This is a genomic window from Planococcus soli (assembly GCF_016881065.1).
In the GTDB taxonomy this organism is placed as follows: Bacteria; Bacillota; Bacilli; order Bacillales_A; family Planococcaceae; genus Planococcus; species Planococcus soli.
The window spans coordinates 130,619-148,446 of record NZ_WXYN01000022.1 but is presented as its reverse complement, the minus strand read 5'-3'; the positions used below and the strand labels follow the sequence as shown (position 1 = coordinate 148,446).

The following is a 17,828-nucleotide window of genomic DNA, read 5'->3' as shown; positions in this document are numbered from 1 at the left end:
TTGTCAATATTCTGTCAATATAAACTTCTTTTAAGAATGTCATTTTTATACTGGTTATTAACGTTAAATAAATTTTGTTAATTCACCAAAAAACCTCTCCACGGAATGTCCGTAAAGAGGTTTTTCTAAATTATTATTTGAATTGACTAATGATTTTCGCCTGCTAAGATTCTGCAGTTCAACCTTTGTCGTACCTCATTCAGCAACTTACCTCTAAATAGGCGTGATGTCCTCATCAGTCATCAAGAAGCCATGGCAGTTCATCAGCGCTTCTTTGAGCTCGTCCGAAACCCGCGGAGCATCATACGCACATATCGAAATCGCTTTGATTTGGGGTATAAGCTTATCAACCGCAATTTCATATTCTTCGATATCCTTCGCAATTTCGTCCTCTTCCCGCCATTCGACATGTACCCATGTACGGAAACTAAGTTCATTTTCCGTAAACGGGCTTATTAAATGTGAGAAGTAATCGAGTACAGTCGGCGGATGAAAATTCCCGGTCTCCCAATAAAACTTAAAGTTATTAACGTGATGAATATTCTTCAACTGTTCGTCAGACAACAGCTCTTCTACACGTTTCAGGATTATCGGATAAAGCCGTTCGCTTTCAATGAACAAAACCTGATCACCGCGCTCGATGCCGGCAACAATATACGAAACGGCATTGTAAATATAACATTCCAACTCATTGACATAATAAAAAACATGGGCGCCTTCAGATGCTTGTAAGGTATCTTGAATGTCTTTAATTTCTTTCCTCAAATTCTTGATCTCCTTTTAGCCAGCTGATAGACGGTTGTACAGACTATCTTTTTCATCTTGTTCACTATACACAAGTAGAGCTATAAAAGATAATGTCAACATTCTTCACCATTCACAAGAATCCCGGCGGCCTTACCTCATGACGCTTCCTCCGGAAATCTTCAACGACTCCCCTACAATGTTTCCGGCAGCATCGGTCATTAGGAAAGCGATGGCATTCGCTACTTCTAGAGCCGTGGATAATCTCCCTGAAGGAATCTCCTTTTTCGCATTGTCCAGCTCTTCTTCAAAACTCGTACCATTTCTCTCGGCTTTTTTGCGCAGGCTGTTCCTAGCCATATCAGTATCCACATAACCGGGGCATACCGCATTAACACGGATGCCGTGTCCAATGGCTTCAACCGCCATCGATTGAGTCCAGCCAACCACCGCGAACTTGCTTGCTGAGTATGCCGTATTGCCGTAAGTTCCACGCAAACCTGATAGGGAAGCCAGATTGACGATATCCCCCTCTTCTTTCTCCAACATCTTCCGATATACTTCCTGTGTCAGAAGAAAGGTCGATACGAAGTTCAAGTTCATCATCTCTGCCAGAAAGGCTTCATCTATTTCTTCGACCCGCTTGCCTCCTGAAACACCTGCTGAATTTACCAATCCGTTGATAAAACCCAACTTCCTTTCGGCCTGTTCAATAAGCCGCATACGATCTGCCGGGTCTGTCAAATCCGCCTGCTGTACACAAAGTCTTTCGGCTGGCATCTTGCGGAGCAACTCCGCTTTCAGCTGCTCCAGCTTTTCTATGTTTCGCCCAGTAATGGTGATGCGTGCCCCCATAGCTGCCAACGTCAGAGCCGTCTCGGTGCCTATGCCGCCTGTTGCTCCCGTAATCAGTACGTGTTTATGTGCCAATGCCTCACTCGAAAAAATAGTCATCCGACAGCCCCCTTATGAATATGCTTCCCTTTTCCCGCATGCTCCTGCGACTTAAACCTGCATACATGCAAAATCAGGCTAATCCTGTATATAATATCAGTAGTGATTTCAACATGAACGAGGAGTGGCGAGTATGGAAACATCAATTCGGCAATTAAACTCAGATGATTTGCATCTATTGGAAGCAATGGAAACAGGCATAGAAGACGATTATATTCTTCGGGTATACAACCGGATATCCAGCGGCTCCAGCCGGATGTATGGATTATTTCGGGAGGGCCAGCTGGCAAGCGTTGGCGGCTATACGATCTTTGCCAAGCAATACGTCATGCTCGGCCGGATGCGCAGCGATTTGCGCTTCCGAGGAAATAATTTTTCCACTCGATTGATGTCCTATATTATGGAACAAGCCTTTTCGCTTCCTGCCATTCAATGGATTGGAGCCAATACGCAGCTTGAGAACGCATCCGCTCGCCGCGTCATGGACAAGCTTGGCCTTGCAGAAGTATCCACACTCTACAGCGCCATTTCGACCACTGCTTCTTCACTTGAAACAGGCGGACCGGTCTGGCAGGAAGTTACGGATCTCCGTCAAAAAAGGGCGTGGATAGACCGGCTGTATATTAAACCCGGTGCCGTTTTCCCTTACGAATGCTATTACACTTTCCCTGCCTCTGAAGAATTATTTGCTGATGCCAAATTGGTGCAATGGTCATTTTTCGAAAATCCCGATAGGAACCGGGTGTTGATAACCAAAAAAGATTACAAACGGGAATATTATCTGCATACTGTCTATCCGTGGGATGATCTGATGGAGCAGCCTGGATTATGGGAAACTGTTTCCATGGCACAGCGGCAACTAAGCGAAAAAGTGAAAACCAATGCCTTGCTTTGGATGGACTTGAGCCCTGGACAGGTCAGCAAGCTGCCTGAACATCATACCTTCGAACTGCCTTCTCCTTGGCTGTTATATGGCACTGAACGTTTTAAAAAGCAATTTGGTGGTGCTTCTGTTCAATAGAAGAAAAGCGAGCCTCCTCTTTTGGATTTCCAAAGAGGAGGCTCGCTTTATTGTGCAACTTGAAAAGTTTAAACGCCTTCGGTCAATTCGTTTTCGCGATCAATTCTTTGCTGCTTTACTTTCAGCTGTGCCAGTTCATCTTCTGTTAAAAATTGAACTTTATAGCCGATAAACGCCATAATGATTCCAAGAATCGGAACTGCGTAATTGAGTACCGCATATGGAGCGTAGGCGAATGGATGGACCGCCAGCGTTGCCAGGATAAAGACTCCGCATGTGTTCCATGGAATGAACGGAGAAGTCAAGGTTCCGCCATCTTCGAGCGCACGTGAAAGGTTTTTCGAATGCAGCCCCTTGTCCTGGTAGGCTGTGGCGTACATTCTGCCTGGCAGAAGGATCGATATGTATTGCTCGGATGCCGTTGCGTTAGTGAAAAAAGCGGAAACGATGGTCGCTGCAATTAGGCTTCCGGCAGATTTTGCCACTTTCAATATTTGTGTGACGATTGCCTTCAACATTCCTGTATGCTCCAGTATGCCGCCAAAAACCATCGCAAAAATGGTCAATGAAACCGTAAACATCATCGAAGCGATGCCGCCGCGATTAAATAACTCATCAACCATGTCATTGCCGGAAGCAATAATAAAGCCGTCATGAAGCGCATTGACTGCCTCACCCACAGTGCCTCCCTGCACAAGGATCTGGCACATAAAGCCGAGAAAAACACCGATCAGCAAAGCAGGCAAAGCCGGAACTTTCAATGCCACCAGAATGACAATCGCTGCAGGGACCAGCAGGAGCCAAGGCGAAATCAGAAAGTTGCTGTCTAATGCAGACATAATTCCTTGTATGTTCGCTTCATCAATCGCTGTACCGCCAAATTGACGCCCAAGGAAAAAATAGACGACAAGGGCAATGACCAATCCCGGAACGGTAGTATAGGTCATATGCCGAATGTGTTCAAATAAATTCGTATTGGTAATGCCAGCTGCCATGTTCGTTGTATCCGATAGCGGCGACATTTTATCACCAAAATAAGAGCCGGAGATGACCGCTCCAGCCACCATTGCGGCCGGGATTCCCATACTTATGCCAATTCCCATGCCAGCGACGCCAATTGTCCCCATCGTCGACCAGGAACTGCCAATCGCAAGCGAAACGATTCCGCAGATGATGCAGATTGTCAGGAGAAACAGAGAAGGCGTAATGATCTGCAGGCCGTAATAAATCATAGTGGCAATGATGCCGCCGCCAATCCACGATGCGATGATCATGCCTACCACGATAATAATCAGAATGGCAGGAAGAGCAAGCCGGATTCCTTTATAGGCCCCCTCTTCAATCGTCTCCCATTTATACCCGAGACGCCAGGCAATTACCCCGGCAACTATTGCTCCCAAAACTAAAGGAATATGCGGACTGCCTTCAAATACAATGATGGTGACCGCCATTGCCGCAATCATTGTGATCAATGGGACAAGCGCCCATAAAAACGGTGTTTCAATCTGCTGCTGATTTGTTTTCATTTTATGTAACCCCTTACTTGTAGTTTATGATCTAATATTACAGCAAAATTTGAACTAATCTATATTTTTATAAATGAACTGGAGAAGTTTTATCTTTAAACTATTCAAAGGGTCCAGATATCCCTCTCCTAGCCGGTACTTTATGCATGTTGGGACAATACTTTGCCAAAAAAAAAGCCATCCTTGAACAGGACAGCAATTTTTGGTATACAAAACGGCAATTAAGCTTGTTCTCCTAATGCCCGATAAATTTCATGTTCAAAAAACTTGCGGCGATGATCCGCTGATTTCTTTCTGGATACTGTTCCATTTTTAAAAACACGTTTGCACAAATAAAACGGCGCCTCATCATTCTCCGCTACTTGCCACGTGCCATGGAGCGAGGGCTGTCCGCCAAAATCCACGATGAAATTTTGGCCGACAGGCACTAAAGGATATTTGCATTTCGCTTTGTCCGGTTTATCAACAGATGTCTTTTTCGGCATTTCCACAATCAACACCCCTTTCTATTGCTGGCTGCAACGAATAATCATATTTTTAGATCTGCATTCTGAACGGCAGAGATCATCAATTTGCATGGCCAACAGCTAAAATTATCATTCGAGCCTCGCTATCATTTCTTTACTTCTCAATACCCGTTCTCCAAATGCCATCAAACTCTCGCCAATCCGACTCTTTTGCCACAATACGGACATGTCGTAATGTTTTCACCCATCTGAAGAGTGGTATTTAATTAAGAACAGCTTTGTTTTGCAGCAAATATTAAATGGTTCACTGGCAAGTGCTTTATTTGCATTGAACAGCAAAGCGTTATAACTTGTCCGGAGGTGCACCATGAAATTCCTGGAGTATTGGATTTACCTGCTATTGTCCATTTCTAAACTTTTTCTGTTCAGCTTGTATGCAGGGACTGAATTCCCTTTCAGCTTTTTCGTTCTTAATTTGGCCTCTATCGTCGTCTTATCCAGCTGGACGCTGTTGCTGGGCAGTAAAAAACGGCGTTGGGTTTTATTGGCGCTGCTATTTTTGCACAGCACACTGCTCGTTTCGGATCTTTGGTATTATCGCTATTTCAGCGATCTTTTGTCCATTGCATTGCTTTCCGATATCACGCAGATGAGTGATGTCGGAGGCGGATTTCTGACCTTGATTGAGATGAAAGATATCTTATTCTTTGCCGACTTGTTGATTTTCTCGGTGGTCCTTTTTGCCATCCGCAATCGACAAGATTTTGTAAGCCGCCGACAAAAAAGAATTTTTGCCGGTGGAGGTGCTGCTCTCGGTCTTGCATTGTTTGTGATTCCCTTGGCAGCAAGCTATGCCAATGAAGAAAAATGGCTGGTGGACGAACCTATTTCCAATATGCGCGAGTATTACCAGCTTGGATTTTGGGGTTACCACGGTTTGGATTTCGCCCAAGGTGTCGGCTCTCTATTTAAGAATGACAGCGTCACTGCGGAGGAAGAATCCCGGATTCGCGAGCTGAATCCCGATACCCCTTCAACTGTATCCGACTCAGCAAAGCCAAACATCATTGTCGTCCAATTAGAATCGTTCCAGACTTCGGTGATTGGACAGCAAGTAAATGGGCAGGAACTGACGCCTCATTTAAATGCGCTAAAAGAAGAAACGCTGTTTTTCCCGTCGTTCTATCATCAAACGCATGAAGGCCGGACATCAGATGCAGAATTTATCACATTGACATCCTTGCACCCTTTGAAATCAGGTTCTGTCTATACCCAATACGCAGATAATGAGTTTGATGCGCTGCCGGAATTGCTGAAAGATGCTGGCTACGATACTGCGGCTATGCATGCGTTTGAGAAGGATTTTTGGAATCGCGACGATTTCTACCAGAATATCGGATTTAACCAGTTCTTCAGCCAGACAGATTTCCCGGACAATCAGAAAATCGGCATGGCCTTGAACGATGAGGATTTCTTGACCTCTTCCATCGAATTGGCTGAACAGCTGAAAGAGCCCTATTTCGCCTTTATGGTTGCGCTGTCGAGCCATACACCATATGAAATACCGGCGGAACTGGAACAGTTGGATTTGACCGGTTATGAGGATCCATTGCTGAAGGGCTATTATGAAACCATTCATTATGTCGACGGAGCTGTTGGTGCGATGATTGAAGAGCTGAAGGAGAAGGATATGTGGGACGATTCACTCATCGTCTTTTATGGAGACCATGACAGTGGACTGACTCAGCCCGACAGCGAAATGGCACAGGAGTTGGATGCGGAAAATACAGTGGAATTATTTGAACTCGACCATCAAGTGCCGCTTTTCATCAAAGAACCTAATATGGAAAAAGGAAGTACGGTTGACAGTACTGGAGGGCAAATTGATATTGCTCCGACCATCCTAGATATTTTAGGCATCGAACCGCCTTATATGCTCGGCCAATCTCTGCTGGATGAAGACAGCAACCTGACAACATTCCGTCACGGTGCGTTCCGGTACGAAGAAGTTTATTTCGAGCCTGATTTGACTGTGCCTGGAGGCAGCGGCACCTGTTATGAAACTGCTTCAGGTGAAGAAGTAGGAATCGATCGATGCAGTGAACAAATTGAAACGGCTGCCGATCAGCTTCGCATGTCTGATCTGATCATTCAAAAAAACGCACTCAAGGAAATTGGCCAAAGCGAAAAGTGACAGAAAATCATCTTCGTGTAAAAACGGAGGTGTTTTTTTCTAGCGAACCGAGGTGCCTCAATGTCTTTTATCCCATATCAACTATATGATGGAATTACAAAGAACTGAGCTGCTATTTTTACAGAAAAGGAGGATGGCCATGAAAGCGTTGACAAAAATCCTGCTTTTGCTTGCCCTTATCGTCTTATTGAGTGCATGCAACGGCAATTCACAGGGCAGTGAAGCAAATGCTGGGCAATTGAATGACGGCAATCCGGCTCCAACTTTTGAGTTGATGGATTTGGAAGGGAATCAGCAAAATCTTGCTGATTATGCCGGCCAAAAAGTTTACGTGAAGTTTTGGGCGTCATGGTGTTCTATTTGTTTATCGGGTATGGAAGAGTTGAATACATTAGCTGGTGAAGAAACGGATTTTGAGGTATTGACCATTGTATCCCCCGGATCCAATGCTGAAAAAAGCACCGAATCTTTCGCCAAATGGTTTGAAGGATTTCCAAACGCCGAAAACATCACCGTTCTATTGGACGATGGCGGCACCTTTTTCGATGAATATGGCATAATCGGCTATCCGACTTCTGTCTATATTGGAACTGATGGTACACTCGTCAAAAGCATGACCGGACATTTCAGCAATGAAGAAATCAAAGCCACCTTCGAGACAATCCAATAATAGTCTAAATTTTTTTAAAAACGCATGCTGCTCGCCTCCCGGCTTGTACAGCATGCGTTTTTTCTTTAAAACACTTTACTGCAGGCATCTATTCTGTCTAAATGAAAGAATGAGGTGAACGGCATGGATAAAACGATTGAGCAATTATTCCTGGATTCGAAATCAATGGACAAGAGCGTGAATTCTCTCGCCTATCAACAAATTCTTATCCTGACCGAGAAAAAAGTCGATTGGACATACCAAGTATGGGATCGTTTGCTTGAGGACTTGAGCCACCCAAACAATCACCAGCGTTCCAGGGCTGCCCAGTATTTAGCCAGCCTTTCCAAGAGCGATCCAGAAAACCGGATTCTCACGGATTTCCCGCTCCTTTGGCACGTGACAAGAGATGAAAAGTTTGTCACGGCACGGCACAGCCTCCAGGCGATATGGAAAGTAGCGCTCGCGGGACCCGACCAAAAGAAAATGGTACTCCAACACTTAAACGAACGCTTTCTTTCCTGTGAAGATGAAAAGAACTTCACACTCATTCGCTCAGATATTCTGCAGGGAATGCGGCAAATATATGATGTAGCACATGATGAAAAGGTCAAGCAGACCGCCATGGACTTGATTGAAAGAGTAGATGATCCGAAATACAGGAAAAAGTACAAAACTATCTGGAACTGAAAATAAGCCGTCACCGAAATGTTTTATGGTGGCGGCTTGTTGTTTTTTGAAACCCGTTCTAGAGATTTTTCGTTATAAACTGAAATTCCAGTTTCAGGAGGCGTTTCCTCGGCATGTATACCTACAGTTCATTTGAAAACTCTGGCACATTCATTTTACTTAGGCCAATGCTTTTTCTACTGCTCGCCGTGATGCTTGTTTTATTCACAGCATTGCTGATTCCCAAAATCCGCACAAATCTGCTAAATGGATTTGCGGTCATCAGCTTGTCGGTAGTTGCCGTACTTGTCGCGATTCAAGTCGTCTACTACCACGCCATTATTGTAGATGAAATCGGTCTTGGCGGAGATCCTGTTTCACTTTTGCTGTTTCTTGTTGTCGCTTTTTTTGCGATGCTGAATATCCTGCTTTTTTTTACCCTAAGCTTCCGGAAAAAACCTGTTTGCTAACCAGAACAATCACGCACAACCATTAAAGGCAGTGTACAGCCGCTTTCAGTTTTTCAAGAAATCCTCTTTCATAAAGGCCGGGTTCGGGTAGCTATAGAATCCCTCTCCTGTTTCTCTTCCGAGTTTTCCTTTGTCCAGATACTCGCTCTTGAGCATATGTGCCAATTCCACAAACTTCGGGTTGCCGGTCGCTGCGGCTTTTGCTTTGACAATATTGTGGGCCGTGTTAATGCCGACCACATCCAAAATTGCAAAAGGCCCGAGCGGCGCACCGGTAGCAATCATCCAAGTTTTATCAACCGTTTCAACATCAGCCACCTTTTTAACCAGCAGCAGTTCGGCAGCTTCCAGAAATGGCACCAACAAAGAATTTAAAATATAGCCTGGCTGCTCTTTATGCAGCGGCAATGGCACCATCCCGATAGCTTCCGCAAATTGGATCACGTCTTCAAACACCTGTTCATCCGTTCCCGGATGCTTCATAATTTCAGCGGTGTTGTTGATGCGGATCGTATTGGCAAAATGCAGCGCCAAAAATTTTTCTGGCCGTCCTGTTGCTTCTGCAAATTGGCTTGGCAGCAGCGTCGAAGAATTGGTCACAAATACTGTTTTTTTTGGAGCTGCTTTGCCCAAGTCCTTGTAGAACGCTGTTTTTATGTCCGCGACTTCCGGAATTGCTTCGATCACCAAATCCGCATCAGCCACAGCTTCAGCCAAGTTTGTATGGAAAGACAACCGGCCATATGCAGCATCCAGTTGTGCTTCACTTGCACCCATGTCGTTTCGGTAGTTTTTCTTCAACTTTGCCAATCTTTTTTTTGAGCTTTCAATCGCACTATCATTGATGTCATAAATCGCCACATTTAATCCTTTAAAGGCTGTCTGATAGGCAATCTGGCTTCCCAAAACACCGCTGCCTGCAACTGTAATATTTTTATAGTCCATCATCATTCTCCTCTAAGTAAAATTACCAGATTTATTGAACTAAAGACTCCATATTTTTTACCATATTTCCAGTGAACTTCCACAGAAAAATTAGAAGAAGTACACTCTCTTAATGATTTAATCCGAAAAAAAAGGCAGCTTTGTCCGCACCGCTCTGTACAATGGCCCCAGCAGCTTGCGCAGCGCATGGACTGGAGGCACTGGACTCCTGCTATGCCACTGGATCCATTCCAAAGCAATCAGGCTCAATAACAGCCAGATGGCTCCTGCAATATAGCCTGCAATGACATCGCTCGGGAAATGGGCTCCGAGGTAGACGCGGCTGCTGCCGATCATTATAATAAGCACGCTCAAAACAACGACGGTCACCCACTGAATCCAAGGCCGTTGCCGCGTCCGAATCACCAAATACATCACAAAACCATAGAATATTAAAGACCCCATCGAATGGCCGCTTGGGAAACTGTAGCCAAGTGCATCAATTTCAGCGTTGATGCTCGGACGCTCCCTGACGTACAGATGCTTTAGCAGCAGCGTTAGGAGCGAACCGCCGCCCACTGCAATAACAAAAAACAGCATGCCCCATTTATCCTTCATTTGGAATCCCAAAACGGCCAAAATTATAACTGATGACAAGGTTAAAAACCAAACAGAACCCATTTCGGTGAAGATGAACATTACATTGTCCAAGGTTTCACTAGAGCCTGCCTCCATCAAAGCAATGATTGCGCGATCAAACAACCCAAACTCTTTATCCATCACTTCTTCTGCCAACTCTGCAAACAACACAATAAACAAAGCCGCAATGCCCAGCCCGCCAAGCAGCAGCAAAAAAGCCAGGCCAGCTATTTTTTCATTCTTATCCATTCTATCGCTCCCGCCTCTTATCTGATAATATACTTCTACCCTGTAGGGGCAGAAAGTATGTAAAGGAAAACGGGTCTTTCAAATCCTACTATTTGTTACAAGAGCTGCTGCATGGTACTTTTATTGTAAGACAAAGTTTATCACTCAGGAGCTGATCGTTTGAAACAGTTGACCGGAAAGACAGCGATCATAACGGGAGCGAACAGCGGCATCGGCTTGGAAGCCGCAAAAGCTTTTGCCGAACGCGGAGCACATGTCATCATGGCCGTGCGAAATACAGCAAAAGGCGATGCTGCCCGTGATCTGATCATAGATACCAACAAAGACGCACTCGTAACTGTGATGAAGTTGGATTTGGCAGACCTTGCCAGCGTCCGTGTATTTGCGGAAAGCTTTAAAAGCCAGCATGAGTCACTCGACTTATTGATTAATAACGCCGGCGTTATGACTCCGCCCTATTCGAAAACGAAAGATGGCTTTGAAATGCAATTTGGCAGCAATCACCTTGGCCACTTCGCGTTAACCGGCCTGTTGCTGCCTTTGCTGAAAAATACAGCAGAATCACGCGTCGTGTCCCTCAGCAGCCTGGCCCATAAAGGAGCTTCCATCGATTTTGATAATCTTGACGGCGCTAAAGGATACAAAGCGATGAGGTTTTATGGCCAAAGCAAGCTGGCCAATTTATTGTTTGCGCAGGAGTTGGACAAGCGCTTCAAGCAAAACGGTTTAAATAGCTTAAGCCTTGCCTGCCATCCAGGTATTTCTGCAACCAATCTGTTTAAGTTTGGCAAGCGCGATGCTCCAAAGCTAATGAAAACACTCATGCATAACTTTCTGCAGCCGCCGGAAATGGGCGCTTTGCCGACCGTTTATGCGGCCACTGATTTACGGCTCATAGGCGGTGAATATATCGGACCCGACGGCAAAGGCCAGCGCAAAGGCTATCCGACATTGGACACGCCTCATGCAGCTGCCGGAGATGAGGCCGTTTCACGAAAGCTCTGGGAAGTCTCAGAACAATTGACCGGAGTGAAATTTGACTTTAACGAACCAGCTATACAATAAGAAAAGCCGCTTTTCATGTTCTTCCATGAAAGCGGCTTTTCTTATACAGTAGACCTTTGAAGCAAGTGGCTGTCATTCTCTCATTGCTGTTATACGACGCTTGTCAAGAAATTCTTCAATCACGACGCGGTGGCTGCCGACCATTTTTTTCGGCAGCCCGTCCGGGGAGAAGAACTTGAAGCTCAAAGATTCTTTTTTATCGACAATCAGCTCTCCATGGTAATCATCCGAAAAATAGGCGACCGTCACAACATAAAACTCATCGCCGTTTTCTGCTACCACGAAATGCTGCGGTCCAGAATAGACATTGATCAGTTTCAGTGTCTCAACCGTCAGTCCCGTCTCTTCCATGACTTCCCGCTTCGCTGTGTCCTCTGTGGATTCTCCCAGCTCCATCAGCCCGCCTGGAAGACCCCACAAGTCTTTTGGGAATTTCCGCTCTTCCAACAGCAGCCGTCCGGCGCTATCCACAATCACCACTACAGCTCCTACAAATATGAGCGGCCGGTGACCAACAACGGCCCGCAAATCTTCTATATAGCCCATTTTTTGAAAACCCCTTGTTTTAGTATTGTACTGGCCAGATTTTAACCGCGCATCCGCTTCTTGAATCCCCACACCGCAATCCCGAAAATGACCGCGGTATATGCCATTACCCAGAGCATGGGTATAAACACTGCCCCGTAATCACCTGCAAAAATCGCGCGCGACGCATCGACGGCATGTGCGAATGGCAGCAAGTAAGCGACTCTCTGGAAAGTGCCGCCAATCATATCGAGTTCGAACCACGTTCCGCTTAACCAAGTCGTGATGTTGACGAAAATTGCAAACATCGCTCCAACTTGCCGGTCTGTGAAAAAAGTGCCGAAGAACAGGCCAAATCCGATATAAAGAAGCGAAATGATTAAAAGCACCCCAACAGCCGGGATGGCATCAATAGTGAATGGCATCCCCAACAGCAGAGCGGTCCCATAGCAGGCAGTTATCTGAAGAAATGCAATCGGCAGCAGCGGCAAGGCATATCCCACAAGGTAATCAGTCGCTGCCATCGGCGACGCGAATATCCTCATCAAAAACGAGCTGCTTTTATCGCGGCCAATGAGCATACCTGTAAACAAAGTAATAAACGAAAAACTGAACACGATGATGGCAGGTGCCAGTTTTTCCAGGGTGAAAAGATCGAAGGGCATATTTTCAGCCATCATTGAAAACAGCCACAGCATCAGCAGCGGCAAAACCATTCCAAAAAGCAGCGTCATCGGATCACGTAAAATTTCTTTGCGGTTGCGCACGGCAAATGTCAAAGCCCTCATTGGATTTTCGCCTCTGCAGTCAATTGGAGAAAGATATCCTGCAATTTGGCTTGGCCAGTCTGCTCTTTTAACTCATCAAGAGTACCAAGCGCATGCAGCCTTCCTTTATGCATAATGCCGATGCGGTCCGCCAATGCTTCCACTTCTTCCAAATAATGCGTTGTCAAAATAATGGTGATCTGTCCTTTTAAATCCAGCAATATTTGCCACAGGTCTAACCTGGCCCGGACATCAAGCCCCACTGTCGGTTCGTCGAGGAAAATGATTTCCGGTTCTGAAATCATTGCCATCGCGATGCTCAAGCGACGCTCCAATCCTCCAGACAAGGTCCTTCCTTTGCTTTTGGCACGATCCGCCAATCCGAATTTGTTCATCAGCCGGTTTGCTTTTTTTTCTGCTTCCCTTTTATCACTGCCATAAATCTTGGCAATAAACTCCAGATTTTCTTTTACGGAAAGATTGCGTGCAACCGCGGTTTCCTGCGGTGAAATGTTCAGTTTTTTCTTCACAGCCTGTGGATTTTCAACAATGCTGTCACCCAGCATAACGGCATCCCCGCCTGTCGGTTTCATCAGGCAGCTCAATAACTTGATCGTCGTGGTTTTACCTGCTCCATTTTCACCTAATAGCGCAAAAAATTCTCCTTGTCCGATTGTCAGCGAAAGATGATCGACTGCAATCCGACCCTTGAATGTTTTGGTTAGTTCCTTAATCACAATTTCCATAGATCCGCTATCGCCTCCTTTTCTCCATTCTAACGTCTGGCATCGCCAATGAGTAACAAAGTGATAACGGCTAAAGCTTTTTTTAGAACATGAGAAAAAAAGATAAAAAAAATTCAAAATATTGTAGTAATTATTTGCCTTTAGTAATATAATTTAATCATAAACAATGAACCCCTATTTCATGCGGCCGCATAAAAAGAGTTCATTTATAGCTTTGTTGGATTTGTCTGTGACGTTTGTCGAAAACTGCTGGGACGTACACAAATCTATCAATCAAAGGGAGAAAAAGAAGATGAAAAAGCTGTTGATGATCTTATTTACTGTTGTGCTCGTATTCGGTTTTGCCTCCGGCTCATTGGCGGGCAGCGGCAAAGACGACAGCCAGGTAACGAAAACCGTTACGTTTGAAAAAGGCGTCACGACCATTGTAACTACGACAGTTGATGTCAGCCACGACAAAGAGGTAAAAGTGAAGAAATCCACTGATACTTCAACAGTTAAAAAATCTAAAAAAGCGGTTTCCGAAAAAGTTGATGTAGTGGTAACCAAAGAAAAACATCCAACCAACCATAAATTATACCGGGACGTCAAAACCGCTACGACCTACAAAATCGTCAAACTCACCAAATGGGACGAAGTGACAAAAACGACCAAAATCAAAACCACCACTATTCCTGTGAAGATCATTAAGACGACTGTCAACACTTTGAAACATAAAGGTGCACCTGGCAGCAACGGCAAGGTGATCAGTGATGAAACCAAAGTCGATAAAGATAAAAAATTCGGGGAACCGAAAGTGAAAGTGACGACCAAAAAAACCGTCTCCAAAGAAAATGTCAAAACCTCCACAAGCAAAAAAGCCATTGATAAAAAAGTGACTTACAGCGAGTGGAAAAAATATCATTAACCACAACTTGAAAAGAGGTTCCATCAGTCAATTGATGGAACTTCTTTTTTTGTTGAAGATGTTTCCAAATAGCGCAAAATACCGATAAAATAATCCTTAGAGATTCCAGTTTGTCTGGGATAATGGAAATGAAGGAAGTGATCTTTTGCTTACAGGAAAAACGGCCATCATCACAGGCGGCAATAGCGGCATCGGCTTTGAAACTGCAAAAGGTCTGTTGGCAATCGGAGCACGTGCTATTCTGGCTGTCCGCAATACCGAAAAAGGAAACAGCGCGCGCGCCGCATTGCTGGAATTCCATCCCTCTGCACAAATTGATGTCATGAAACTTGATCTGGCTGACCTTGAATCGATTCAGGCGTTTGCCAAGGAGTTCCGAAACGCCTTTGATAAACTCGACATATTGATCAATAACGCAGGCATCATGGCTCCTCCTTATTCAAAAACGAGAGATGGTTTTGAACTGCAGTTCGGCAGCAATCACCTTGGCCATTTTGCGTTGACTGGCCTGTTGATGCCTTTGTTGGCAAACACACCATGTTCGCGTGTAGTGACCGTCAGCAGCCGTGCACATAGCCGCGGCTCTGTCGACTTCGCCAATCTCGACGGATCAAAAGGCTACCAGGCGAAAAAATTCTATAACCAAAGCAAATTAGCCAATTTGTATTTCGCGATGGAGCTCGATAAACGTTTAAAAGAAAATGGACTTCAAACAATCAGCGTGGCTTGCCACCCCGGCGTTTCTGCCACTAATATTCTAAAGTTTGGACAAAGGGAAATTCCAACTTTCTTTAAAAGCATCGCCAATCTTTTTCTCCAGCCGCCGGCCATGGGCGCTTTGGCAACAATCTATGCAGCAGTTGAACCCCATCTCACAGGAGGCGAATACATCGGCCCTGTCGCTCAATTTCAACGACGAGGCTATCCAGCACTGGGAACGCCGCACGCCAATGCAACCGATCAGGAGATTTCCCTCAGACTGTGGGAAGTATCGGAAAATTTGACAGCAGTTTCATATGATTTTGAACGTCTGGAATAAAATTCACTGGCTTTGGGGCCATTTCCATAAGTCTTTCCAAAAAATTTTGGCACCAGACATATTGTTTGCTTCCTAGGGAATACTTAAAGCAAGGTCTGAAGTTAATACTCTCTACACCAATTTTTCATTATAAATGGAGGAATTTATAGCATGAGCAAAAAAAACATCATTGTCGGCGGCGTTGAACTAAAGTGGGATTTGGAAACTGGAGAGGCTCTTTTTGAAGGCAGAGACGTCGTACTCTTTTGGACAAGTGCCATGGAAACTTTTTTTGACACGATCAAAGACATCTCAGGAATTGAAGCGACGCAGCTCGTATTGGAAACAACCGGATTCCGCCAAGGCGTCATCGTTGGCGAAGGATTTAAGGATATGAAGCATATCGATACTTCAAACGTGGTCGAGTGGATTTCCAATACATACGCACCTGCAGGTTGGGGAAAAGTTGAAATCGTTGAAATGGACGTTGAAAACAACACCTTTACCATGCATATCCAGAATGATTGGGAATACAAAATGAACTTGCTGAAAAATAATAATACTGAAGGCATATTTGTGCCTTCCCATTATGCAGGTGTCTTGACGGGTTTGTTCGGCAGCAACTTCTGGTACAAAACCATTCAATATCAGAACGAAGACACCCCTTACAGCATTGTAGAATATTTCCCTTCCGAAGTGACGGTCCAGCAAAACATTCATGAGCTGTCCCGAAAACAGGAAGCTGATCAAATCCGAAAGCTCGAAGCACTTGTCGACGACCATACAAAAGCTCTGCAAAGTTTGGTCAAGGAACTTTCTTCTCCTATTATTCCCGTTCTTGAAGGCATTATTGTCGTTCCGATGATCGGCAGCTACGACGAACAGCGGACAGAGGATTTAATCTTTAAAACCTTAAGTGAACTTCCAAAGCATAAAGCCAATTACCTGCTAATTGATTTGACCGGTTTGAATCAGCATATTACAGAGCATACAGCTTCCCTTATCGATAAACTCGGCGCTTCTGCCAGGCTTCTGGGAACAGAGGTCATTCTCGTCGGCATTTCACCTGAACTGGCAATCGTCATTGCACAATCTCAGAATAGCTTGAAGACTTTCGAATCACTGCAAAGCTTGCAGCATGGAATTTATTACGCGCTTGGCCGCAGCGGCCGGAAAATTATCTGATGCACCGAGCCGGATGTCCGTTCAATGCCGTTTCTTCCTAGAGACATTCTCTCCGGAAAAGAATATAATAGTTTTTGTCTGTTTCTGACTGCAGACAGGATAGCCATTGGCCTCATCAATGGTTCATGGAGGAGATCACTTGAACGCAAAAGCTTTTTCACTGGCATTATTCTCTGTTTTAATATGGGGTTCTTCGTTCGCAGCTATACGGGTTGGCCTGCAGGGCGGCTATGATGCCGGACAAAATGTACTCGTCCGCTTCCTCATTGCTTCGGCCCTGTTCCTTGTTTTCGCTCTGTGGCCAGGAACGAAATTCCGCCTTCCTCAAAAAGGCGATGTCCTCCGAATTCTTATATTGGGATGGATCGGCATCAGTGTTTACCACATCTTCGTTACGTTCGGCATGGAGACAATCTCTGCCGGCACAGCCGGCATGCTGGTCGGTTCCGGACCTATCTTTACGGCCCTGATTGCCGCATTTGTCTTGAAGGAACGGCTAACGGGTCTTGGCTGGATCGGCCTTGGAATTGGCTTTATCGGCATCTTGTTTATTGCGTTCGGTTCAGCAGGCGCTTCTTTGACACTGACAAATGGAGCCTTGCTCGTATTGATCGCGGCGTTTGCATCTGCCATTTTCTTTGTTTTTCAAAAACCGCTGCTGACGCGTTATTCAGCGATTGAACTGACTGCCTACTTTACATGGGCCGGCACTTTGCCGTTTCTCATATTCTCACCGGGACTGGTTACCGCCATACAGGGAGCTACGTTGGAAGCGCATCTGGCTACATTGTACGTTGGCCTGTTTCCTGCGGCAATCGCTTATGTAACTTGGGCGACTGCTTTATCGCTGGCCAATGCCAGCTCTGTTTCAAGCCTGATTTACCTGGAACCGGCTGTGGCAATACTCGTTGCCTGGATGTGGCTGCATGAATTGCCGACTCCTCTGTCGCTTATTGGCGGAGTTATCGCAATTGGCGGCGTCATGATTGTCAACCTCATGGGCCGGAAACGCCGGGTGCTTTCCGGAAAAACAGCAGATTCTTCGTTATAACTTCAAAACAGCGCCACTTGGAAAAGTTCCAAGTGGCGCTGTTTTTGTGGTTGTCGGA

The 17,828-nt window shown here is 45.3% G+C and carries 19 protein-coding genes; 10 read left to right on the top strand and 9 right to left on the bottom strand.

The window, feature by feature from the left end; genetic code table 11:
* Positions 1-213: 213 nt before the first annotated feature.
* A complete protein-coding gene (locus GJB59_RS11995) occupies positions 214-765 on the bottom strand; it encodes an MEDS domain-containing protein (RefSeq protein WP_236015649.1) in 552 nt (183 codons plus the stop codon).
* A 132-nt stretch (positions 766-897) separates the two neighbouring features.
* A complete protein-coding gene (locus tag GJB59_RS11990; protein WP_142828274.1) occupies positions 898-1,698 on the bottom strand; it encodes an SDR family NAD(P)-dependent oxidoreductase in 801 nt (266 codons plus the stop codon).
* Positions 1,699-1,831: 133 nt separating this feature from the next.
* Here GJB59_RS11990 and GJB59_RS11985 point away from each other — a divergent pair, with 133 nt between their 5' ends.
* On the top strand, positions 1,832-2,719 hold the full coding sequence (locus GJB59_RS11985; RefSeq protein ID WP_142828272.1) for a GNAT family N-acetyltransferase: 888 nt from the start codon (positions 1,832-1,834) through the stop codon (positions 2,717-2,719).
* Between the two features lie 68 nt (positions 2,720-2,787).
* Here the strand turns inward: GJB59_RS11985 and nhaC are convergent, their stop codons facing one another.
* On the bottom strand, positions 2,788-4,245 hold the full coding sequence (gene nhaC / locus GJB59_RS11980; RefSeq protein ID WP_142828271.1) for a Na+/H+ antiporter NhaC: 1,458 nt from the start codon (positions 4,243-4,245) through the stop codon (positions 2,788-2,790).
* Positions 4,246-4,466: 221 nt separating this feature from the next.
* Entirely contained in the window at positions 4,467-4,730 is a 264-nt protein-coding gene (locus GJB59_RS11975) for a hypothetical protein (RefSeq protein ID WP_236015661.1), read from the bottom strand.
* Between the two features lie 349 nt (positions 4,731-5,079).
* On the opposite strand from GJB59_RS11975, the gene GJB59_RS11970 reads away from it, so the two are divergent.
* From GJB59_RS11970 to GJB59_RS11955, 4 genes are all read left to right on the top strand, one after another.
* Entirely contained in the window at positions 5,080-6,906 is a 1,827-nt protein-coding gene (locus tag GJB59_RS11970; RefSeq protein ID WP_142828267.1) for an LTA synthase family protein, read from the top strand.
* A gap of 139 nt (positions 6,907-7,045) precedes the next feature.
* Complete coding sequence (locus GJB59_RS11965; RefSeq protein WP_142828266.1) at positions 7,046-7,576, top strand: TlpA family protein disulfide reductase; 531 nt, start codon at positions 7,046-7,048, stop codon at positions 7,574-7,576.
* A gap of 123 nt (positions 7,577-7,699) precedes the next feature.
* The gene (locus GJB59_RS11960) at positions 7,700-8,245 is read left to right on the top strand and encodes a hypothetical protein (RefSeq protein WP_142828264.1); all 546 of its coding nucleotides are present in this window, start codon (positions 7,700-7,702) and stop codon (positions 8,243-8,245) included.
* A 113-nt stretch (positions 8,246-8,358) separates the two neighbouring features.
* The gene (locus GJB59_RS11955) at positions 8,359-8,694 is read left to right on the top strand and encodes a hypothetical protein (RefSeq protein WP_142828262.1); all 336 of its coding nucleotides are present in this window, start codon (positions 8,359-8,361) and stop codon (positions 8,692-8,694) included.
* 45 nt (positions 8,695-8,739) lie between these two features.
* Here the strand turns inward: GJB59_RS11955 and GJB59_RS11950 are convergent, their stop codons facing one another.
* The gene (locus tag GJB59_RS11950; RefSeq protein ID WP_142828260.1) at positions 8,740-9,639 is read right to left on the bottom strand and encodes a 3-hydroxyacyl-CoA dehydrogenase; all 900 of its coding nucleotides are present in this window, start codon (positions 9,637-9,639) and stop codon (positions 8,740-8,742) included.
* 117 nt (positions 9,640-9,756) lie between these two features.
* A complete protein-coding gene (locus GJB59_RS11945) occupies positions 9,757-10,506 on the bottom strand; it encodes a phosphatase PAP2 family protein (protein ID WP_142828258.1) in 750 nt (249 codons plus the stop codon).
* Between the two features lie 159 nt (positions 10,507-10,665).
* On the opposite strand from GJB59_RS11945, the gene GJB59_RS11940 reads away from it, so the two are divergent.
* Positions 10,666-11,571, top strand: coding sequence for an oxidoreductase (locus tag GJB59_RS11940; RefSeq protein ID WP_142828257.1), 906 nt, complete (start codon positions 10,666-10,668; stop codon positions 11,569-11,571).
* A gap of 72 nt (positions 11,572-11,643) precedes the next feature.
* Here GJB59_RS11940 and GJB59_RS11935 read toward each other — a convergent pair whose 3' ends face one another.
* The 3 genes from GJB59_RS11935 to GJB59_RS11925 are packed head-to-tail and all read right to left on the bottom strand — an operon-like array spanning position 11,644 to position 13,609.
* Positions 11,644-12,117 (bottom strand): NUDIX hydrolase, encoded by a 474-nt coding sequence (locus tag GJB59_RS11935; protein WP_142828255.1) that lies wholly within the window; start codon positions 12,115-12,117, stop codon positions 11,644-11,646.
* A gap of 41 nt (positions 12,118-12,158) precedes the next feature.
* Positions 12,159-12,884, bottom strand: coding sequence for an ABC transporter permease (locus GJB59_RS11930; RefSeq protein WP_142828253.1), 726 nt, complete (start codon positions 12,882-12,884; stop codon positions 12,159-12,161).
* Positions 12,881-13,609 (bottom strand): ABC transporter ATP-binding protein, encoded by a 729-nt coding sequence (locus GJB59_RS11925; protein ID WP_142828251.1) that lies wholly within the window; start codon positions 13,607-13,609, stop codon positions 12,881-12,883. The genes GJB59_RS11930 and GJB59_RS11925 overlap by 4 nt, the downstream gene beginning before the upstream one ends.
* A gap of 292 nt (positions 13,610-13,901) precedes the next feature.
* Here GJB59_RS11925 and GJB59_RS11920 point away from each other — a divergent pair, with 292 nt between their 5' ends.
* The 4 genes from GJB59_RS11920 (at position 13,902) to GJB59_RS11905 (ending at position 17,770) form a co-directional block, all read left to right on the top strand.
* Positions 13,902-14,516, top strand: a complete 615-nt coding sequence (locus tag GJB59_RS11920; RefSeq protein ID WP_142828249.1) for a hypothetical protein — start codon at positions 13,902-13,904, stop codon at positions 14,514-14,516.
* 145 nt (positions 14,517-14,661) lie between these two features.
* Positions 14,662-15,555: an oxidoreductase gene (locus GJB59_RS11915; RefSeq protein ID WP_142828247.1), complete on the top strand. Its 894-nt coding sequence runs from the start codon at positions 14,662-14,664 to the stop codon at positions 15,553-15,555.
* Positions 15,556-15,705: 150 nt separating this feature from the next.
* A complete protein-coding gene (locus GJB59_RS11910) occupies positions 15,706-16,719 on the top strand; it encodes an STAS domain-containing protein (protein WP_142828245.1) in 1,014 nt (337 codons plus the stop codon).
* Between the two features lie 139 nt (positions 16,720-16,858).
* A complete protein-coding gene (locus GJB59_RS11905) occupies positions 16,859-17,770 on the top strand; it encodes a DMT family transporter (RefSeq protein ID WP_142828243.1) in 912 nt (303 codons plus the stop codon).
* The last annotated feature ends 58 nt before the right edge of the window (positions 17,771-17,828 follow it).

Coding starts and splice junctions, on each gene's coding strand:
- GJB59_RS11955 (WP_142828262.1), top strand. CDS start 8,359: ATGTATACCTACAGTTCATTTGAAAACTCTGGCACATTCATTTTACTT.
- GJB59_RS11945 (WP_142828258.1), bottom strand. CDS start 10,506: ATGGATAAGAATGAAAAAATAGCTGGCCTGGCTTTTTTGCTGCTGCTT.
- GJB59_RS11930 (WP_142828253.1), bottom strand. CDS start 12,884: ATGAGGGCTTTGACATTTGCCGTGCGCAACCGCAAAGAAATTTTACGT.
- GJB59_RS11960 (WP_142828264.1), top strand. CDS start 7,700: ATGGATAAAACGATTGAGCAATTATTCCTGGATTCGAAATCAATGGAC.
- GJB59_RS11925 (WP_142828251.1), bottom strand. CDS start 13,609: ATGGAAATTGTGATTAAGGAACTAACCAAAACATTCAAGGGTCGGATT.
- GJB59_RS11935 (WP_142828255.1), bottom strand. CDS start 12,117: ATGGGCTATATAGAAGATTTGCGGGCCGTTGTTGGTCACCGGCCGCTC.
- GJB59_RS11965 (WP_142828266.1), top strand. CDS start 7,046: ATGAAAGCGTTGACAAAAATCCTGCTTTTGCTTGCCCTTATCGTCTTA.
- GJB59_RS11990 (WP_142828274.1), bottom strand. CDS start 1,698: ATGACTATTTTTTCGAGTGAGGCATTGGCACATAAACACGTACTGATT.
- GJB59_RS11920 (WP_142828249.1), top strand. CDS start 13,902: ATGAAAAAGCTGTTGATGATCTTATTTACTGTTGTGCTCGTATTCGGT.
- nhaC (WP_142828271.1), bottom strand. CDS start 4,245: ATGAAAACAAATCAGCAGCAGATTGAAACACCGTTTTTATGGGCGCTT.
- GJB59_RS11910 (WP_142828245.1), top strand. CDS start 15,706: ATGAGCAAAAAAAACATCATTGTCGGCGGCGTTGAACTAAAGTGGGAT.
- GJB59_RS11950 (WP_142828260.1), bottom strand. CDS start 9,639: ATGGACTATAAAAATATTACAGTTGCAGGCAGCGGTGTTTTGGGAAGC.
- GJB59_RS11970 (WP_142828267.1), top strand. CDS start 5,080: ATGAAATTCCTGGAGTATTGGATTTACCTGCTATTGTCCATTTCTAAA.
- GJB59_RS11975 (WP_236015661.1), bottom strand. CDS start 4,730: ATGCCGAAAAAGACATCTGTTGATAAACCGGACAAAGCGAAATGCAAA.
- GJB59_RS11985 (WP_142828272.1), top strand. CDS start 1,832: ATGGAAACATCAATTCGGCAATTAAACTCAGATGATTTGCATCTATTG.